At 63.6% G+C, this 15849-nt stretch carries 18 protein-coding genes; 11 read left to right on the top strand and 7 right to left on the bottom strand.

Annotated features, from left to right (window positions below; genetic code table 11):
• The first annotated feature begins 33 nt into the window (after nt 1-33).
• From ACFSNN_RS33250 to ACFSNN_RS33270, 5 genes are all read left to right on the top strand, one after another.
• Nucleotides 34-1314: an acyl-CoA dehydrogenase family protein gene (locus tag ACFSNN_RS33250; protein WP_134464571.1), complete on the top strand. Its 1281-nt coding sequence runs from the start codon at nt 34-36 to the stop codon at nt 1312-1314.
• A gap of 94 nt (nt 1315-1408) precedes the next feature.
• The gene (locus tag ACFSNN_RS33255) at nt 1409-1927 is read left to right on the top strand and encodes an SLATT domain-containing protein (RefSeq protein WP_134464569.1); all 519 of its coding nucleotides are present in this window, start codon (nt 1409-1411) and stop codon (nt 1925-1927) included.
• A gap of 427 nt (nt 1928-2354) precedes the next feature.
• Nucleotides 2355-3125: a DUF4118 domain-containing protein gene (locus tag ACFSNN_RS33260; protein ID WP_134464567.1), complete on the top strand. Its 771-nt coding sequence runs from the start codon at nt 2355-2357 to the stop codon at nt 3123-3125.
• 3 nt (nt 3126-3128) lie between these two features.
• Nucleotides 3129-4040: an alpha/beta hydrolase gene (locus tag ACFSNN_RS33265; protein WP_134464565.1), complete on the top strand. Its 912-nt coding sequence runs from the start codon at nt 3129-3131 to the stop codon at nt 4038-4040.
• Nucleotides 4037-4885 (top strand): MipA/OmpV family protein, encoded by an 849-nt coding sequence (locus ACFSNN_RS33270; protein WP_377747601.1) that lies wholly within the window; start codon nt 4037-4039, stop codon nt 4883-4885. The genes ACFSNN_RS33265 and ACFSNN_RS33270 overlap by 4 nt, the downstream gene beginning before the upstream one ends.
• Before the next feature lie 57 nt (nt 4886-4942).
• Here ACFSNN_RS33270 and ACFSNN_RS33275 read toward each other — a convergent pair whose 3' ends face one another.
• Complete coding sequence (locus ACFSNN_RS33275) at nt 4943-5647, bottom strand: YceH family protein (protein ID WP_134464563.1); 705 nt, start codon at nt 5645-5647, stop codon at nt 4943-4945.
• A 207-nt stretch (nt 5648-5854) separates the two neighbouring features.
• Between ACFSNN_RS33275 and ACFSNN_RS33280 the strand changes: the two genes are divergently transcribed.
• From ACFSNN_RS33280 to ACFSNN_RS33290, 3 genes are all read left to right on the top strand, one after another.
• Nucleotides 5855-6427 (top strand): lipocalin family protein, encoded by a 573-nt coding sequence (locus ACFSNN_RS33280; protein WP_134464561.1) that lies wholly within the window; start codon nt 5855-5857, stop codon nt 6425-6427.
• 81 nt (nt 6428-6508) lie between these two features.
• Nucleotides 6509-7081: a helix-turn-helix domain-containing protein gene (locus ACFSNN_RS33285; protein WP_134464559.1), complete on the top strand. Its 573-nt coding sequence runs from the start codon at nt 6509-6511 to the stop codon at nt 7079-7081.
• A gap of 8 nt (nt 7082-7089) precedes the next feature.
• On the top strand, nt 7090-7626 hold the full coding sequence (locus ACFSNN_RS33290; RefSeq protein WP_134464557.1) for a GNAT family N-acetyltransferase: 537 nt from the start codon (nt 7090-7092) through the stop codon (nt 7624-7626).
• An 11-nt stretch (nt 7627-7637) separates the two neighbouring features.
• Here ACFSNN_RS33290 and ACFSNN_RS33295 read toward each other — a convergent pair whose 3' ends face one another.
• On the bottom strand, nt 7638-8033 hold the full coding sequence (locus ACFSNN_RS33295) for a PaaI family thioesterase (RefSeq protein ID WP_134464555.1): 396 nt from the start codon (nt 8031-8033) through the stop codon (nt 7638-7640).
• A gap of 11 nt (nt 8034-8044) precedes the next feature.
• Nucleotides 8045-8677 carry a LysE family translocator gene (locus ACFSNN_RS33300; protein ID WP_134464553.1) on the bottom strand — a complete coding sequence of 211 codons (633 nt, stop codon included), beginning with the start codon at nt 8675-8677 and terminating at the stop codon, nt 8045-8047.
• A gap of 152 nt (nt 8678-8829) precedes the next feature.
• Between ACFSNN_RS33300 and ACFSNN_RS33305 the strand changes: the two genes are divergently transcribed.
• Nucleotides 8830-9090: a BON domain-containing protein gene (locus ACFSNN_RS33305; RefSeq protein ID WP_134464551.1), complete on the top strand. Its 261-nt coding sequence runs from the start codon at nt 8830-8832 to the stop codon at nt 9088-9090.
• 3 nt (nt 9091-9093) lie between these two features.
• Here the strand turns inward: ACFSNN_RS33305 and ACFSNN_RS33310 are convergent, their stop codons facing one another.
• Both ACFSNN_RS33310 and ACFSNN_RS33315 read right to left on the bottom strand, forming a co-directional pair.
• Nucleotides 9094-10254, bottom strand: coding sequence for an acetate/propionate family kinase (locus ACFSNN_RS33310; RefSeq protein ID WP_134465616.1), 1161 nt, complete (start codon nt 10252-10254; stop codon nt 9094-9096).
• Nucleotides 10255-10267: 13 nt separating this feature from the next.
• Nucleotides 10268-12661, bottom strand: a complete 2394-nt coding sequence (locus tag ACFSNN_RS33315; protein ID WP_134464549.1) for a phosphoketolase family protein — start codon at nt 12659-12661, stop codon at nt 10268-10270.
• 443 nt (nt 12662-13104) lie between these two features.
• Between ACFSNN_RS33315 and ACFSNN_RS33320 the strand changes: the two genes are divergently transcribed.
• Together ACFSNN_RS33320 and ACFSNN_RS33325 are read left to right on the top strand one after the other, a co-directional pair.
• Nucleotides 13105-13230: a hypothetical protein gene (locus tag ACFSNN_RS33320; protein WP_277352290.1), complete on the top strand. Its 126-nt coding sequence runs from the start codon at nt 13105-13107 to the stop codon at nt 13228-13230.
• Nucleotides 13231-13353: 123 nt separating this feature from the next.
• Nucleotides 13354-13890, top strand: coding sequence for an ankyrin repeat domain-containing protein (locus tag ACFSNN_RS33325; RefSeq protein ID WP_134464547.1), 537 nt, complete (start codon nt 13354-13356; stop codon nt 13888-13890).
• Between the two features lie 83 nt (nt 13891-13973).
• Here the strand turns inward: ACFSNN_RS33325 and ACFSNN_RS33330 are convergent, their stop codons facing one another.
• Together ACFSNN_RS33330 and gnd are read right to left on the bottom strand one after the other, a co-directional pair.
• Nucleotides 13974-14666, bottom strand: coding sequence for an HAD family hydrolase (locus tag ACFSNN_RS33330; RefSeq protein WP_134464545.1), 693 nt, complete (start codon nt 14664-14666; stop codon nt 13974-13976).
• Nucleotides 14667-14681: 15 nt separating this feature from the next.
• On the bottom strand, nt 14682-15755 hold the full coding sequence (gene gnd, locus ACFSNN_RS33335) for a phosphogluconate dehydrogenase (NAD(+)-dependent, decarboxylating) (protein ID WP_279631195.1): 1074 nt from the start codon (nt 15753-15755) through the stop codon (nt 14682-14684).
• Nucleotides 15756-15849 lie beyond the last annotated feature (94 nt).

Consider the following 15849-nt stretch of genomic DNA (forward strand, 5'->3'; position numbering starts at 1 on the left):
TGCGCCTCGCGCGCACCCCGTTTCGGAGAACCCATGTCCGCAGTTGAGCTAGCAATAAACCCCAATCACAGCATTGCCGACGCCGCGCAACTCTTCGGCGACGACCCGCTGATCCGCCGTTTCGCGCCGGTTTTCGCACGCATTGCCGAAGGCGCGGTCGAGCGCGAGCAGCATCGCGAACTCGCCTATGCGCCCGTCGAGTGGCTGCGCGAAGCCGGCTACACCAAACTGCGCGTCCCCAGACAATACGGCGGTGAAGGCATCTCGCTTGCACGGTTCTTCGCGCTGGTTACGCGCCTCGGCGAAGCGGACTCGAATCTGCCGCAAATCCTGCGCGTGCATGGCGGCTTTATCGAATCGCTGCTGGAACAAGGCGACGAAGCGTTGCGCGACCGTTGGCTCACGCGTATCGCACAAGGTCAGATTGTCGGTGGCGCGGTGTCGGAGCGCACTGGCGTCACCAGCAACAGCGTGCGTCTCACGCAAATCGAGGGCGGCTGGCATCTCGACGGCGAGAAGTACTACACCACCGGCACGCTCTACGCCGACTGGGTAGACGTCACCGCGCACGATGGCCAGAGCGATGTGCGCGTGCTCATCAAAGCCGATACGCCGGGCCTCGAACGCATCGACGACTGGGATGGTTTCGGGCAACGGCTCACGGGCAGCGGCACGGCGCGCTTCACGCATGTGCCGGTCACGCCCGACAATCTTTACCGCCGCTATCACGCCTCCGAACCGCGCCGCAACAGCCTGCTCACGGCTTACTACCAGGCGCTGCATGTCGCAAACCTGGCGGGCATCAGCCGCGCTGCGCTGCGCGACGCGGTCGCGTTCACGCGAACCAGAACGCGCACCTTCGGTGTGCCGGGCGAATCGAGTCCGCGTGACAATCCGCTCGTGCATCGCGTGGTCGGACGGCTCGCGAGCCTGGCTTACTCGGCGCAGAGCATCAGCGCGTCGCTCGCGCGTGCCATCGACGATGTCTCGGTCGCCCGGCAGGAAGGCCGCACCAGCGAACAGACTTACATCAACCTCGACATCCAGACTTTCCAGGCGCAACAGATCGTCATCGAGCAGACGTTGCAGGCGGCCACACTGCTGTTCGAGGTGGGCGGCGCATCGGCGACCAGCGAGACGCGCCGTTTCGATCGCTACTGGCGCAACGCACGCGTGCTGGCGTCGCACAATCCCGCGATCATTCGCGAGGCCGCCATCGGTGACTTTTACCTGAACGGCAACGCGCATAGCGAGCGCTTCGGCGTGGCGCGGGAAGCGGCGTCGGCAACCGAAGCGGCAACGGCGACGGCATAAGGAACGCTGCCACGGGGATCAGCCGCTTCATGTGGCACAGTATCGTCAGCCGCATGCGCTAAGCTTGCGCAACCGAACAGCCCTGACGAGCGACATGAAGAACTTGCCTGCCTACGAGCCGCCGGTCGACGAGAACCAGCTTCTGTTGAAATGGATCCGGCGCGCGCGCGAATCCCAGATGAGCCACTACGACATGGCCGATCTGCTGTCGGCGCGCGACCGCAAGGTCGGCTGGCTGGTGACCGCCCTCACCGCTTTCGTGGGCACGGCGGTGTTTGCGTCGCTGAATCTGTCGGCGGTTTCGCCGGCACTCAGGATCGTGGTCGGCCTCGTGAGCGTGACGGCCGCGGTCTCGGCCGCGTTGCAGACGTTCCTGCGCTACGCGGAGCGCGCCGAGAAACATCGCGCGGCCGGCGCACGCTATGGCGCGGTGCGCCGCCGGCTCGAAGCGATCTTCGCGGGCGACGCCGATGCGCGCGACGGCCACTACCTCACCGCTATCCGCGACGAACTCGACCGGCTCGCCGAAGATTCGCCCAACGTGCCGCCGCGCATTTTCTACCGCACGCAGCGGACGCTCTGTGCGGATGCGCAGCGCAAGCGCGGCGACTAATACGTGACCGGATCGTCGTAAATGTTTTGTGTCATGTGTAAATAGCCTTAACTGGAATCGGCACAGATCGAATACAAATACATTACGAACGCCGAACGCGCCGGCTTGCGTCTTTGTTCATGCGTTTTGGATGCGAAAGCGCCTCGCACGATTTCAAGGGCACTGCCCAAAGGCCTTGCAAGCGCCGCGCAATTACGCTTAAGCGTCACTTAAGCTCGAATACCCGATCATTCGTCACGTTGAAAATAGCCCGCTTCATCAGCGTCTATTTTGTCAGCCAATCGAAATGCACCCTTTGCGCCTGGACATTCAAATTTTACACTTGCCCGATTTTGAGTCAGCGCGCTTATGGTATTGTCCGGCCTACGCTCAAATGCGCACGTCACACTCAATCGGGAAGCGCCGTCGCTCCCCATAAATAAATATCATGGAAGTTCAGAACGCCCGACGCTGGGCACCACGGGGAACGCGCGCCTGGCTTGCCGCCGCTGCCGCATTGGCGATTGCCAGCGGTGTGCGTCTGTTGCTCCACCCATTCATCGGCCCATTTCTGCCGGGCTCCGCCTTTTGTATTGCGGCATCGCTGGTCGAATATTTTTTTGGGCTGGCGCCGGCATTGACGGTCATGCTGCTCGGCCTGTGTATTGCCGACTATTTATTCGTGCCGCCTTACGCGGACATTACCGTATTCGATCGCGCGGACCTGGCGCTGCTGATTTCCTATCCGCTCGTCACACTGCTGGTGATCGTTCTGATCGAGCGTTTGCGGCGCTCGCAATTTCGCGCGGAGCTCATTGCCTCGGTCGCGCAGTCGCGTTATGAAATGCTGCTGCGCCACGATAACGAACGCTTGCTGGCACGGCGCGCCGTCGACGAAACGCATCGGCTGCTGCGGCATCTGTCGCATCATCACAAGACCTTTATTTTTATTCAGGCGCTCGAGCGCAATGCCTTGCAGCCGGCGGACGACCTCAAGCCGCAAAGCGCGCTACCACGTTTGCCCAATGAAATCGCGCCGGGCCCGCGCTTTGCCGATGCTGATCCCGACGACATTGCACGGCTTAGCAAGGGACTGTGGCCGGGCAGCCATCGCGTACGCATGAAAAGCGGCGACGGTGCCGCGAAGCTCACCGAATGCGTGTGCGAGCGTTTCACGACGCACGCCGGCGACTTTCTCGTGCTGCGGATCGGAGCCTGAACCATGAGCCATCCGACCAGCCAGCCGACCACCCAGCCAAGCGCCCTGTTCTTCCCCGGCGACGACCACGCCGTGCTGATGTTGCACGGCCTCTCGAGTTCGCCGCTCGAATTGCGCTTCCTCGCGCGTTTTCTGAACGCCGAAGGCTTCACCACCTGCGCGCCGTTGTTGCCCGGCTATAGCGCCGGTTCCGACGAAGCCGCGATGGAAACGTGGATCGAGGCCGCCGTGCGCGAGTACGACGCGCTGGCCGCACGTTTCACGCGCGTGTCGATCTGCGGCCTGTCGATCGGCGCGGCGTTGGCGCTCGCGCTGGCGCAGCGCCGGCCGCAGGCGCAGTCGCTCGTGCTGCTTTCGCTCACGCTCTCGTACGACGGCTGGGCGATGCCGTGGTATCGCTTCCTGCTCGACTGGGCGTACTACACGCCGCTGCGCAAACGCTGGCGTTATCGCGAAGCCGCGCCGTTCGGCCTGCGCAACGAAGCGCTCCGGGCAAAGATCGCGCGCGCCATGCAGCGCAGCGATTTCAGCGAAGTCGGGCCGTCGACGATCTCGCTGCCTGCGTTGCACGAAGCGAGCCGCCTCGCCTCGAATGTGCGCGCGCTGGTGCGCGACATCAAGACCGATTGCCTGATCGTCCATGCGATCGACGATGAAACCTCGAGCCCGCGCAATGCCCGCTTCGTCGCCGGGCATATCGGCGCGGCCTTCTTGCGCACCATCTGGCTGGATGATTCGTATCACATGATCACGTCGGACAACGAGCGCGAGATCGTCGCGCGCGAAACCGCGCTGTTTTTGCGCGAAAGCGAAGCCGCTCACAGCGGCGACGAAGGCGGCAAACAACCCGTCGTTTCGAAGGCACTGGCGCGCCGCCTCAGGCAACTTGCGGCGCTCGGCAAGGAACGCGTATGACGGCGCGCAATCCTGTGAGGCCGACGCCGGCATCGTTGCTGCTCGCCGCGGCGCTGGGTCTTTCGGCCGCACCAGCCGCCCATGCCGACGACGCGGCCTCAAACGCGAATGCAGGTGCGGATGCAGGCACGAGCACTGTCGCAAGCACCGCCGCCGACAGCAAATGGAAGATCGGCGTCGGCCCCGGCGTCGTGATAACCCCGAAATACCCGGGCTCGCGGCAGCTGAGTTACATCCCCTTTCCGGCGCTCGATATCTCTTACGACGACCGGTTCTTCTCACAAGGCCCGGACGTGCTCGGCGTGAATGTGCTGCGTGGTCCCGCGTATCACCTGGGCGCCGCACTGAGTTTCGATTTCCAGTCGCGCAAGGAGTCGAACGATCCGCGCCTGCACGGTCTCGGCGACGTGGACGGCGGCCCCAAGCTGAAGCTGTTCGCCGACTACACGTGGTGGGCATTCACCGGCTCGGTCGCGTTGTATCAGGACATCGCCGGACATCATCAAGGGACGACGGTCAGCACCGACCTGCTGGCGTCGGCGCCGGTGGGGGGCTGGCTGTTTTCAGTGGGTCCGGGTTTCACGTGGGCCAACGGCACCTATACGCGGACCTTCTTCGGCGTGTCGGACCAGCAAAGCGCCGCGTCGGGACTGCCCGCCTACCGAACGAGCGCGGGCGTGCGGGACATTCATATGAACGCGATGGTGACGTATGATTTTTCGCGCCACTGGAATGGCTCGGTCGCCGCGACCTTCGGGCGTCTTCAGCATGATGCCGCGAACAGCCCGATTACCGAAAAGCGCTTCGAACTCAATACGCTCGCTTCAGTGAACTACAAGTTCTAGGCTTGCCGCTTTCCCGCCTGCCGCGCGTGAAGTCGTGCGCGACAGGCGAGGCGAACGCTATTCGCCTGCCGTGAGATCGCCGGCATCGATGCCTAGTTCCGCCGCCATGCGGCGCACCACGGTCTGCAGCCGGCTCACTTCGTCGGCGAGACGCTTCTGTTCGGCCTTGATTGCTTCGAACGCGGACAGCGGCACCGAGTCGTCTTCATCGCCCGGCTGCGCCAATTCGCTCACGCTCACTTCACCGCACAGCAGATGCATCCAGCGGTTCTCGCGCTCGCCCGGCACACGGGCCAGTTTCACGACCCGTGGCGGGTCGTTGGCCGCGAGTTCGTCGAGAAACGCCTCGACCGATGAGATATCCGCGAAGCCATGCAGACGCGCGCTATTCAGGCGCAATTCAGCCGCGGTTTGCGGACCACGCAGCAGCAAGATGGTGAGCAACGCCGCCGACTGGCTCGGCAACCCCAGCACGCGATTCATGTTGTGCTCGAAGCGCGGCACGCGGCTGCTACTGCCTTCCATCACGAGGCTCAGCCGCTTCAGGCCGTCCACGGCGGTCAGCACCTCGGCTTCCGTGGCGTTCATGACCGGCGCGCGGCCGGTCTTCTGGTTGCAGCCCAAAGTCAGCGCGTTCAGCGAAAGCGGATAGCTGTCCGGCACCGTGTGCTGCTTTTCGACGAGCACGCCGAGCACGCGTCCTTCGAGCAGGGTCAACGCGCGGATCGAAGGACGGGAAGAAGCGTCGGGAGTGGAATTCATAAGTGATGTCGCGGCAAATGCCGCCGGATCTCGTGGATGAGGTGCCTTACCGTTGCACAGCCGGACGGCGTTTTCTGGTTTGTGGGCACTATGATAAACGGCCCAGGCCGCGCGAGTGTGCGAATCTCGGCTGCATCGCGGCGCGCGCGGCGCTATCTGGCATGTCGCGTGCTGGCACAGGAAGTCCTTCATTCATGGAGTCGATCGATGCCACTACGCCGACAATCGGTGCTTCGCGTGAGCGCCCTTTCACTTGTGCTGGGCACGGTGTGCGTGCTCGGCGCCTGCGCGTTCAGCCCTGCCGGCAAGAGCGGCAACCCGCACGTGCCCGAGCCCGCCAAGCCCGTCGACCTGAGCCGCTATCTCGGCCGATGGTACGAACTGGCGCGCTATGAAAACGGCTTCGAACGCGATTGCGAAGCCGTCACCGCCGACTACGCCACGCGCGACGACGGCCTGATCGACGTCACCAACAGTTGCCACAAAGGCGGCGTGAATGGAGCGGTCGACGTGTCGAAAGGCCGCGCGAAAGTGGTCGCCGGCTCGCAGAATGCCAGGCTGAAGGTGTCGTTCTTCGGACCGTTCTTCTTCGGCAACTACTGGGTGCTCGATCACGCGGACGACTATAGCTGGTCGATCGTCAGCGAGCCGAGCGGCCGTTATCTATGGATTCTCACGCGCGAGGCCGTTCCTGCTGCGAGCGTGAAGGACGCGCTGATCGAGCGGGTTCGCGCGCTCGGCTACGACACGTCGATGCTGCGGATGACCCGGCACGAGTGAGCGAAACGCGCTGCTCCGGCTGAACCGTCAGCACATTTTTTCCGATTGACGAGTTTCCACATTCGAGATAATTTCCCGAATATGGAAACTACACTCACCGACGACAACGCCATCGACCGCCGCATCGCCCAGCGGCTGCGGGCGTTGCGCGCCGAGCGCAACTGGTCGCTCGACGACCTCGCCAAACTCAGCGGCGTGAGCCGCGCGACCTTGTCACGCCTCGAAAACGCCGCCGTGAGCCCGACGGCGAGCGTGCTCGGCAAGCTCTGCGTGGCCTACGGCCTGCCGATGTCGCGCCTGATGCACATGGTCGAGGAAGACTTCGCGCCGCTCGTGCCGCGCGCCGCCCAGCCGCTCTGGACCGACGCCAGCGTCGGCTTCCGGCGGCGCTCCGTGTCGCCGCCCGCGCAGGCGCTGAGCGGCGAGGCGCTCGAATGCGAACTCGACGCGGGCGTGAGGATCACCTACGACGCGTCGCCGCGGCCTGGGCTCGAACATCATCTGATCCTGCTCGACGGAGAACTGCAAATCACCGTCGACGGCCAGAGCCACGGCCTGCAACCGGGCGACTGCCTGCGCTATCAACTGTTCGGGCCCAGCGCATTCGTGACGCCCGCGCACAGCGGCGCCCGCTACCTTCTCTTCATCGTGTGAGCAAGAGCATGAGCGTGACTACCATCACTAACATCACCACCTTCACCGCCGACGATCTTGTGCGTCATCTTCCCGAACTCGGCGCGCTGCTGCGCGCCTGCGTGCATGACGGCGCAAGCGTCGGCTTTGTGATGCCGTGTGGCGTCGACGAGAGTGAAGCATTCTGGCGCGGCAAAGTATTGCCTCCACTGCGTGCCGGCGGTGTGGTGCTGCTGGTCGCGTGTCAAGGCGAGACGATCGCCGGCACGGTGCAACTTGATTACGACACGATGCCGAATCAACGGCATCGCGCCGAAGTGCGCAAGTTGCTGGTCCATCCGGGCTTTCGCCGCCAGGGCATCGCGCGGGCACTGATGACGGAACTCGAACGCCACGCTTCGGTATTGCAGCGCAGCCTGCTCACGCTCGACACCCGCACCGGCGACCACGCGGAGCCGCTTTACACGGACCTCGGCTATCGCACAGCCGGCGTGATCCCTGGATACGCTCGCGGCACGCACGCTCATGAGTTCGATGCGACCAGCATCATGTACAAGGCGCTATGAGCGTTCGCGCCTCAAGCCGGCCGTGAATATTTGAACGTGCCCTGCGCGCTGGCGATCAGCAGCTTGCCGTCCACCCAAGCCTCGCCGCGCGAGAAGAAAATCGAACGGCCCGCGCGCTCCAGAAAACCCTTCGCGGTGACGGACTTGCCGAGTCCCTTGTCGAGATAGTTGGTGGTCAGCGAGAGCGTGAAAGCATGGCGCGCCGGCGCGCCGCTTGCCGCGAAGATTCCCGCATAGCCCGCCGCCGCATCGAGCAGCGTCGCAATCGCGCCGCCTTGCAGCACGCCCTGGCGATTGAGCTTGCTCGCATCGATCGGCATGAGCAGTTCGGCGTAGCCATCGCGCCATTGCGTGAGACGAACGCCGAGCGACTCGAGGAACGGGTTGTCGATGGGAAAGTCGGACATGGGCTTGCAGTTCAACGGCGCGAATCGAGCGCGATGCGCACCGCGAGTCCGGCGAGCACGGTGCCCATCAGCCAGCGCTGCACTTGCAGCCACACCGGCCGGCCGCCGAGAAAGACGGCGATCGAACCGGCCATGCTCGCGATCAGCGCATTGACCGTCACGCTGACGACGATCTGCACGCAGCCAAGCGCGATAGATTGCGAGAGCACACTGCCGTGCCCCGGCGAAATGAACTGCGGCAGCAGCGACAGGTACATCACTGCGATCTTCGGATTCGCGAGGTTGGTGACGAGGCCCATGGTGAAGAGCGTGCGGCGGCTGTCGTGCGGCAGATCGCGGACCTGGAACGGCGAATGGCCACCCGGCTTGACCGCCTGCCAGGCCAGATACAGCAGATAAAGCGCGCCGCCGAAGCGCAACGCGTCGTATGCGTACGGCACCGTCAGCAGCAGCGCGGTAATGCCGAACGCGGCGCAGAACATGTAGAACACGAAGCCGAGCGCGACGCCGCCGAGCGAAATGAGACCCGCGCGCCGCCCCTGGCACAGCGATCGCGAGATCAGATAGATCATGTTCGGTCCCGGTGTGAGCACCATGCCGAGCGAGACCAGGCCGAAGGCGAGCAGCGTTGTGAAGGCGGGCACGGCATTCTCCTCAGTGAGCGGATTTGGGCAGTGGCGTCGAATATAGCCGATCCAGGCATTCGTCGTGCTTCGACACGGCTGCCGTTGCCGGCTACAAAATCCCGTAGGTCTGCTAGTGTTCTCTCCATACATATCACCGCTGCGGAGAACCCATGCCTCACGCCCGAGCAGAAAAACATAAAGCAGACAGCGCACAATTGAGCGACGCGCAGATCGCCGCGGAGGCGACTCGGCGTCTCGCCTGGGACGCCGCGGTCCCTGAACACGCCGTGAAAGTCCACGTCTCGCACGGCCGCATCACACTGCGTGGCGAGCTGCAACGCGATCAGCAACGCACCGCGGCGCTCGAAGACGTGACACGCCTGTTCGGTGTGACCGGCGTATCGGATCACACCGTCGTCAAGCCTGAATGAAGGTCAGGCCTGCGTTGCCTGCTGCAATAGCGTGCGGCAATGACGCGCGATCTGCTTTTCTTCTTCGGTGTGAATCGCCCTCACCTTGCCGGCCGGATCGCTTTCCGTTAGCCCCATGAAAGCGAGCCCGTCGCACACGCGTTTGCGAATCTCCTGACTGTGTTCGCCGATGCCGCCGGTAAACACCAGCAAATCGATTCCGCCCAGCAACGCCGCATAACCGCCGATCGTCTTGCGCACGGCGGTCGCGAACGCATCGAGCGCCAGCGACGCATTCGCATCGCCAGCCGCGGCGCGTTTTTCCAGCGCCTGCATGTCGCTTTCACCATCCGCGTAACCGGCGAGACCGCTCTGGCGATTCAGCAGCGTCTCCAATGCGCCGGCATCGAGCTTCTCCACGCGCATCAGGTACAGCAGCACGCCCGGATCGAGATCGCCGCTGCGCGTGCCCATCGGCACGCCGCCGGTGGGCGTCAAGCCCATCGACGTATCGATCGATCTGCCGTCGCGCAATGCGCACACGCTCGAACCGTTGCCGAGATGGGCGAACACCGCGCGCGCCGGCAAGCCGGCGCCGAGCCGCGCGACCAGCGATTCGTACGAGAGTCCGTGAAAGCCGTAGCGCATTACGCCGGCCTCCGCGTAACGGCGCGGCAACGCAAGGTGTGCCGCGCGCGGCGGCAGCGTGGCGTGGAACGCCGTGTCGAAACAGGCGAAATGCGGCGCGTCGTCGAAAATCTTTTCGGCCTCGTCGATCAACGCAAGCGCCGGCGGAATATGCAGCGGCGCGAAGTGCACGGCCTCCTGCAATTGACGGCGCACGTCGGCGGTAATGCGCTGATGCGTGCGCAAACGCGGTCCGCCATGCACCACCCGATGCCCCACCGCCGCAGGCCGCGCATGGTGCTGTTCTTTGAGCACCTGCGCGAGCTTTTGCAACGCGTCGATTTGCGATTCGAGCACGCGCTCCTGCTGCACCAGCACGCGGCCATCGGGCGCCTTGATCCGCAAACTGCCGTCGTCGCGCCCGATTCCTTCGGCACTGCCTTCCAGCAGCAGGGATTCGTCATTGCCCGCGTGCCTGAACAGGCCGAACTTCAGCGACGAGGAACCGCTGTTCAGCACCAGAATCGTTCGATCGTCAGCGCTGTTTTCAGTGTGCATGGTCATGCCTCGCTCAGCCTTTCCACGTCCAGTTGCGGATTTCTTCCTTATCGATGCCCTCGGCGTGCGCATAAGCCAGATGCTCAATGATCTGGCCACGCAGCCATTCCTTCGCATGATCACCGACGCCGCGCAGCCTCGGCACGCGATCGATCACGTCGATCGCCAGCGAAAAACGGTCGACCTGATTGATGATCGCCAACTCCAGCGGCGTGTTGATGTTGCCCTTCTCGTGATAGCCGTGCACATGCAGGTTGTCGTGATTGGTGCGGTTATAGGTCAGCTTGTGCACCAGCGACGCATACGAGTGGAAGTTGAAAATCACCGGCTTGTCAGCGGTGAACAACGAATCGAAATCGCGGCTGGACAGGCCGTGCGGATGCGCATGCTCGGGCATCAGGCGAAACAGGTCGACAACATTGACGAAGCGGATCTTCAGGTCGGCAAACTGCTCCTTCAGAATCTGCACGGCGGCGAGCGCCTCCATGGTCGGGATATCGCCGGCGCAGGCCATCACCACGTCGGGCTCGGCGCCCTGATCCGTCGACGCCCAGTCCCAGATGCCGATGCCCTTGGTGCAATGCGTGACGGCCGCGTCCATGTCGAGATACTGCAGATGCGGCTGCTTGTCGGCGACGATTACGTTGACGTAATCGCGCGAACGCAGGCAATGATCGGCGACGCTCAGCAGGCAGTTCGCGTCCGGCGGCAGATAAATGCGCACCACGTCCGGGCTTTTATTCGTGACGACATCCAGAAAGCCGGGGTCCTGGTGCGTGAAGCCGTTGTGATCCTGACGCCAGACGAGCGACGTGATCAACAGGTTGATCGACGGCACCGGCTGGCGCCAGCCGAGATCGCGCTTGGCTTTTTCCAGCCACTTGGCGTGCTGGTTGAACATCGAATCGATCACATGGACGAACGCTTCGTACGTGGCGAACAACCCGTGGCGGCCGGTCAGCACGTAGCCTTCGAACCAGCCTTCGAGCGTGTGCTCGCTGAGCATTTCCATCACGCGGCCGTCTACCGCGAGTTCGCCGCCGTCCGCGTCGCTCGGCACGGTTTGCGCAAGCCAGGTTTTTTCCGACGCCTCATAGATCGCGGTCAGCTTGTTGCTCGACGTCTCGTCGGGGCCGAACACGCGGAAGTTCGTCATGTTGTTGCGCATCACATCGCGCAGGAACTTGCCGAGCACCTCGGTCGGCGATGTGTACGAGCCGCCTGGCTTTTTCACCGCCACCGCGTAATCGCGAAACGGCGGCATGGCGAGCGTCTGGCAGAGCACACCGCCGTTCGCATGCGGATTGGCGCTGATGCGGCGCGCGCCTTCGGGCGCGAGTTCGCGCAGTTCTTTCACGAGGCGCCCTGCTTCGTCGAACAGCGTTTCGGGCTCGTAACTGCGCAGCCAGTTCTCGACCAGCTTCAGGCTCTTGCCATTGGTCGCCGGATCGAGCACGGGCACCTGGTGCGCGCGCCACGAGCCTTCCACCTTGTGTCCGTCGACTTCCTTCGGGCCGGTCCAGCCTTTGGGCGAACGCAGCACGATCATCGGCCAGCGCGGCCGCGACGCGTCGTTGCTCTCACGCGCATGCTGCTGGATCGCGCGGATTTCGCCGATGCATTGCTCCAAAGTCGCGGCCATCTGCTGGTGCATGACGGCGGGATCGTCGCCTTCGACGAAATACGGTTTGTGCCCATAGCCGGTCAACAAGGCTTCGAGTTCTTCACGAGGAATGCGCGCGAGAATGGTCGGATTGGCGATCTTGTAGCCGTTAAGATGCAGCACCGGCAACACCGCGCCGTCGCGGATCGGATTGAGGAACTTGTTCGAGTGCCACGAGGTGGCGAGCGGACCGGTCTCCGCTTTGCCGTCGCCGATCATCACCGCGACGATCAGATCGGGATTGTCGAACGCGGCGCCGTAGCCGTGCGAGAGGCTATAGCCGAGTTCGCCGCCTTCGTGAATCGAGCCTGGCGTCTCCGGCGTGCAATGCGAACCGATGCCGCCCGGAAACGAGAACTGCCGGAAGAAGCGCTCCATGCCGGCGACGTCCTGACTGCGGTCGGGATAGATTTCCGAGTAATGGCCTTCGAGATAACAATTGGCCAGCGTGGCCGGTGCGCCATGACCGGGACCGGCCACATAGATCACATTCAGATCGAGCTTTTTGATCAGCCGGTTCAGATGCACGAGCAGGAAGCTCTGCCCCGGGTCCGAGCCCCAGTGGCCCAGCAGGCGGTTCTTGATGTGTTCGGGCTTCAGCGGTTCGCGCAGCAGCGGATTGTCGCGCAGATAGATCATGCCGGCCGAGAGGTAGTTGCAGGCTCGCCAGTAGCGATCCATGTTGCGCAACGTGTCGGCGTCTAGAGTTTGCGGCGGTGTGGGACGAGAGGTTGCTTCAGCCATGGTGTCACTCCTTGAAAAGGACTGTCAGGCAGGTTGGCAAATGCGGCAATGGTGGTTCGTGGTTCGTGAGGCGGCCGGCGTGAAAGAATCGGCAACGCCGGTCATCCTGTCACGCGAACGACACAAGAAAAGTGTACGGGTGGCGCCCTGTATTGGCGGCGGGCGCGAGCCCTTATCTGGCGAGCCTCAGTGTGACAGGAAGCGCGCCGCATGGTTCGACGCAATCGCCCAAAGCTTGATCCAACTGCGACTTCGCGACGGCCGCAAGCGACGGACGCAAGCGTCGGCCTTACGCCGCATGCGCTAGACTTTAAGCGCATATTAAGTGAATGCCTTTATGCTCTCCTTTTAAGCTCCCCTTCATGCTCCTGATGCCGCACGCGCGACCGCGAACCGCATCAGGCGCATCCCGCCTTGCTCACCTCTTACCCGAACGCTCAATCATGCCGACACCCAGCCGCCTCAAAGCGCCGTTGATCCTCGTTCTGACCTTCGTGTTCCTGTTCGCGGGTGTCGCTATCCTGATCGGCGTGTTCGGCTTGCTGGTCAAGCTGTTCGGCCACGCCTGAGCGCCGCCGCGTGGGCGTCGCCGGCGCAACCTGTGTATCCTGAGCAATCTTCCCTGCGCCTTCGCACAGGATCTCGTGCCTTCCCGAGACCCGGGCGCCCGGCTTCATTGCAAGGAGTTTCCATTGACGGACCACGCTGATACTTCCCCGCCCTCCGGCCAGCCGATCGATCCGGAATTGCTCGAACTGGCGCATCAGGTTTTCGACCTCGCGCGGAGCGGCGATGCCGCCATGCTTGCGGCAGTGATCGAAAAAGGCGTGCCGCCGAATCTGCGCAATGACAAAGGCGACAGCCTCGTCATGCTCGCCAGCTACCACGGTCACGCGGACGCCGTGTGCACGCTGCTCGAACGCGGCGCCGATCCAAATCTGCGTAACGACAACGGACAGACGCCGATTGCGGGCGCGGCCTTCAAGGGCTTCGACAAGGTGATCGAAACCTTGCTCGCGCATGGCGCGGATGTGGAAGGCGCGTCGCCGGACGGACGCACCGCGTTGATGATCGCGGCGATGTTCAATCGCACGGCGATCATGGAGTTGCTGATCGCGCATGGCGCGGACCCGAAGGCTCGCGACGCCAACGGCGTGACGGCAATGGATGCGGCCGGCCGCATGGGTGCCGGCGATGCGCAAGCGCGCCTGAAGGAACTCGGTTCATAAAGCGAACCGTGATTGGCTCGCGGCGCGCTCGCATCTCCCTACGCATGACACGTACGCGGAGATGCGCAACACGCCGCGTACCGTTAGCCTTTGTCCGCCAACAAAGACTCCACGTCGATCTCCGCCAATTCGCCGATCCGCTCCACCGTCACGTCCGCCGGTGGATTGCTGGCGATCTCTTTCGGATCGAACGCATAATGCCCCTGACGGGGAAACACCGTCGTCAGTTTGCTGCCCCACGCTTTTTTCATCGCGGTGAGAATGCGCAGCTTGTCGTCGACCATCACATAGTGGCGCGCGGGATAACACTCCATCACCTGGTCGAGCATCAGCTCTTTGTGGATGTAGATCAGCACGCGTCCTTCGACCTCGTCCCATAGCCCCGAGCGGGCGATCTTGCGCGGCTGGAACACCACGTCGCCGTCGGAAAGGATCACCGTGGGGCCGCGCTTGCCCACGTGATCGAGCGCATCCAGCGCGCCCGGATACAGGCGGTTCGCAAACGGATACTCGATCAGGAACGACGACATCAACAGCAGCCGCGTGTCCCGTGGACGCTCCGAGCGATACCGCTGCAACGCGCCCAGGTAGTCGGCATAGCCGAGTTCGGCGCGCAGGTTTTCGAAGATTTCCCAGTACCGCGCGCTGTTCTCCGCGCCGAACTCGCGCATCATGTGCGCGCGTAGATCCGCGAGCACATGGTCGTTGTCCAGCAAGGTGTTGTCGCAGTCGAACAGAAATACGACGTCGTGCGGCGTAGAGGTGGTGGCTGGCATCGCGGCTCCCTGGAATCAGCTTTTCGGCTTATCGGACGGCGTGGCCGCTTTCTCGGCGTGGCCACCGAAATCATTGCGCATGGCCGAGAGCACCCGGTTCGCGAAATCCGCCTCGCCGCGCGAACTGAAACGCGCAAACAGCGCCGCGCTCAGAACCGGCGTAGGCACGCCTTCGTCGATGGCGGCCGCCACGGTCCAGCGCCCCTCGCCCGAATCGGATACGCGTCCTGCGTAGTTCTTCAGATCGACGTCGCTCACGAGCGACCCGGCGATCAGATCGAGCAGCCAGGAACTGATCACACTGCCGCGCCGCCAGACCTCGGTGACGTCGGCGAGATTCAGATCGTATTGATACAACTCGGGGCGGCGCAGCGGCGAAGTTTCGGCGTCGGCCTCGCGCGCGTGCTTGCCGGCGTCGGCGTGATGCAGAATGTTCAAGCCCTCGGCATACGCGGCCATCATGCCGTACTCGATACCGTTGTGAACCATCTTGACGAAGTGCCCCGCGCCCTGCGGCCCGCAATGCAGGAAGCCCTGATCCGCGGTGCTTGACCCAGCGACACGCCCCGGCGTGGCCGGCTCCGAGCCGGCACCCGGCGCGAGCGTCGCGAAAATCGGTTCGAGCCGCTTCACGATCTCCGGCTCGCCGCCGATCATCAGGCAGTAGCCGCGCTCGCGGCCCGCCACGCCGCCGCTCGTGCCGACGTCCACATAGTGAAGCTTGCGCTCGGCCAGCTCGGTGCCGCGGCGAATGTCGTCGTGGTAATAGGAGTTGCCGCCGTCGATCACGATGTCGCCCGGCTCCAGCAAGGGCACGAGTTTCTCCAGCGTTGTGTCGACCACGGCGGCCGGCACCATCAGCCACACGGCGCGCGGCTTCTCAAGCTGCGCGACAAGGTCCTCCAGCGACGCCGCGCCCGCCACGCCGTCCTGTTTCAGCTTCTCGACCGCCGCCGGCTGCACGTCGTAGGCGATACACTGCTGACCGCCCTTCGTCAGACGCCGCACCATGTCGGCGCCCATGCGTCCCAATCCAATCATGCCTAGCTGCATATCTCGCTCCGGAAAGTGCCTCGTTGCGCTGCTGATGTGTTTCGACGATTTGCTTCGTTCTACTGCGGCTCTGCTGCGTTTTCACTGAGCGCTTCAGTCGCGGCGCCAGATTTTTCACGCGCGGCTATGC

Origin of the sequence: Paraburkholderia dipogonis, from assembly GCF_042680985.1 — a bacterium.
GTDB classification, from domain to species: domain Bacteria; phylum Pseudomonadota; class Gammaproteobacteria; order Burkholderiales; family Burkholderiaceae; genus Paraburkholderia; species Paraburkholderia phytofirmans.

What these genes read in the sequence shown, in the direction of transcription:
- ACFSNN_RS33280 (WP_134464561.1), top strand. Translation starts at nt 5,855, where the DNA reads ATGCCACTACGCCGACAATCGGTGCTTCGCGTGAGCGCCCTTTCACTT.
- ACFSNN_RS33320 (WP_277352290.1), top strand. Translation starts at nt 13,105, where the DNA reads ATGCCGACACCCAGCCGCCTCAAAGCGCCGTTGATCCTCGTTCTGACC.
- ACFSNN_RS33260 (WP_134464567.1), top strand. Translation starts at nt 2,355, where the DNA reads ATGGAAGTTCAGAACGCCCGACGCTGGGCACCACGGGGAACGCGCGCC.
- ACFSNN_RS33250 (WP_134464571.1), top strand. Translation starts at nt 34, where the DNA reads ATGTCCGCAGTTGAGCTAGCAATAAACCCCAATCACAGCATTGCCGAC.
- ACFSNN_RS33265 (WP_134464565.1), top strand. Translation starts at nt 3,129, where the DNA reads ATGAGCCATCCGACCAGCCAGCCGACCACCCAGCCAAGCGCCCTGTTC.
- ACFSNN_RS33255 (WP_134464569.1), top strand. Translation starts at nt 1,409, where the DNA reads ATGAAGAACTTGCCTGCCTACGAGCCGCCGGTCGACGAGAACCAGCTT.
- ACFSNN_RS33315 (WP_134464549.1), bottom strand. Translation starts at nt 12,661, where the DNA reads ATGGCTGAAGCAACCTCTCGTCCCACACCGCCGCAAACTCTAGACGCC.
- ACFSNN_RS33305 (WP_134464551.1), top strand. Translation starts at nt 8,830, where the DNA reads ATGCCTCACGCCCGAGCAGAAAAACATAAAGCAGACAGCGCACAATTG.
- ACFSNN_RS33290 (WP_134464557.1), top strand. Translation starts at nt 7,090, where the DNA reads ATGAGCGTGACTACCATCACTAACATCACCACCTTCACCGCCGACGAT.
- ACFSNN_RS33275 (WP_134464563.1), bottom strand. Translation starts at nt 5,647, where the DNA reads ATGAATTCCACTCCCGACGCTTCTTCCCGTCCTTCGATCCGCGCGTTG.
- ACFSNN_RS33285 (WP_134464559.1), top strand. Translation starts at nt 6,509, where the DNA reads ATGGAAACTACACTCACCGACGACAACGCCATCGACCGCCGCATCGCC.
- ACFSNN_RS33270 (WP_377747601.1), top strand. Translation starts at nt 4,037, where the DNA reads ATGACGGCGCGCAATCCTGTGAGGCCGACGCCGGCATCGTTGCTGCTC.
- ACFSNN_RS33330 (WP_134464545.1), bottom strand. Translation starts at nt 14,666, where the DNA reads ATGCCAGCCACCACCTCTACGCCGCACGACGTCGTATTTCTGTTCGAC.
- ACFSNN_RS33310 (WP_134465616.1), bottom strand. Translation starts at nt 10,254, where the DNA reads ATGCACACTGAAAACAGCGCTGACGATCGAACGATTCTGGTGCTGAAC.
- ACFSNN_RS33295 (WP_134464555.1), bottom strand. Translation starts at nt 8,033, where the DNA reads ATGTCCGACTTTCCCATCGACAACCCGTTCCTCGAGTCGCTCGGCGTT.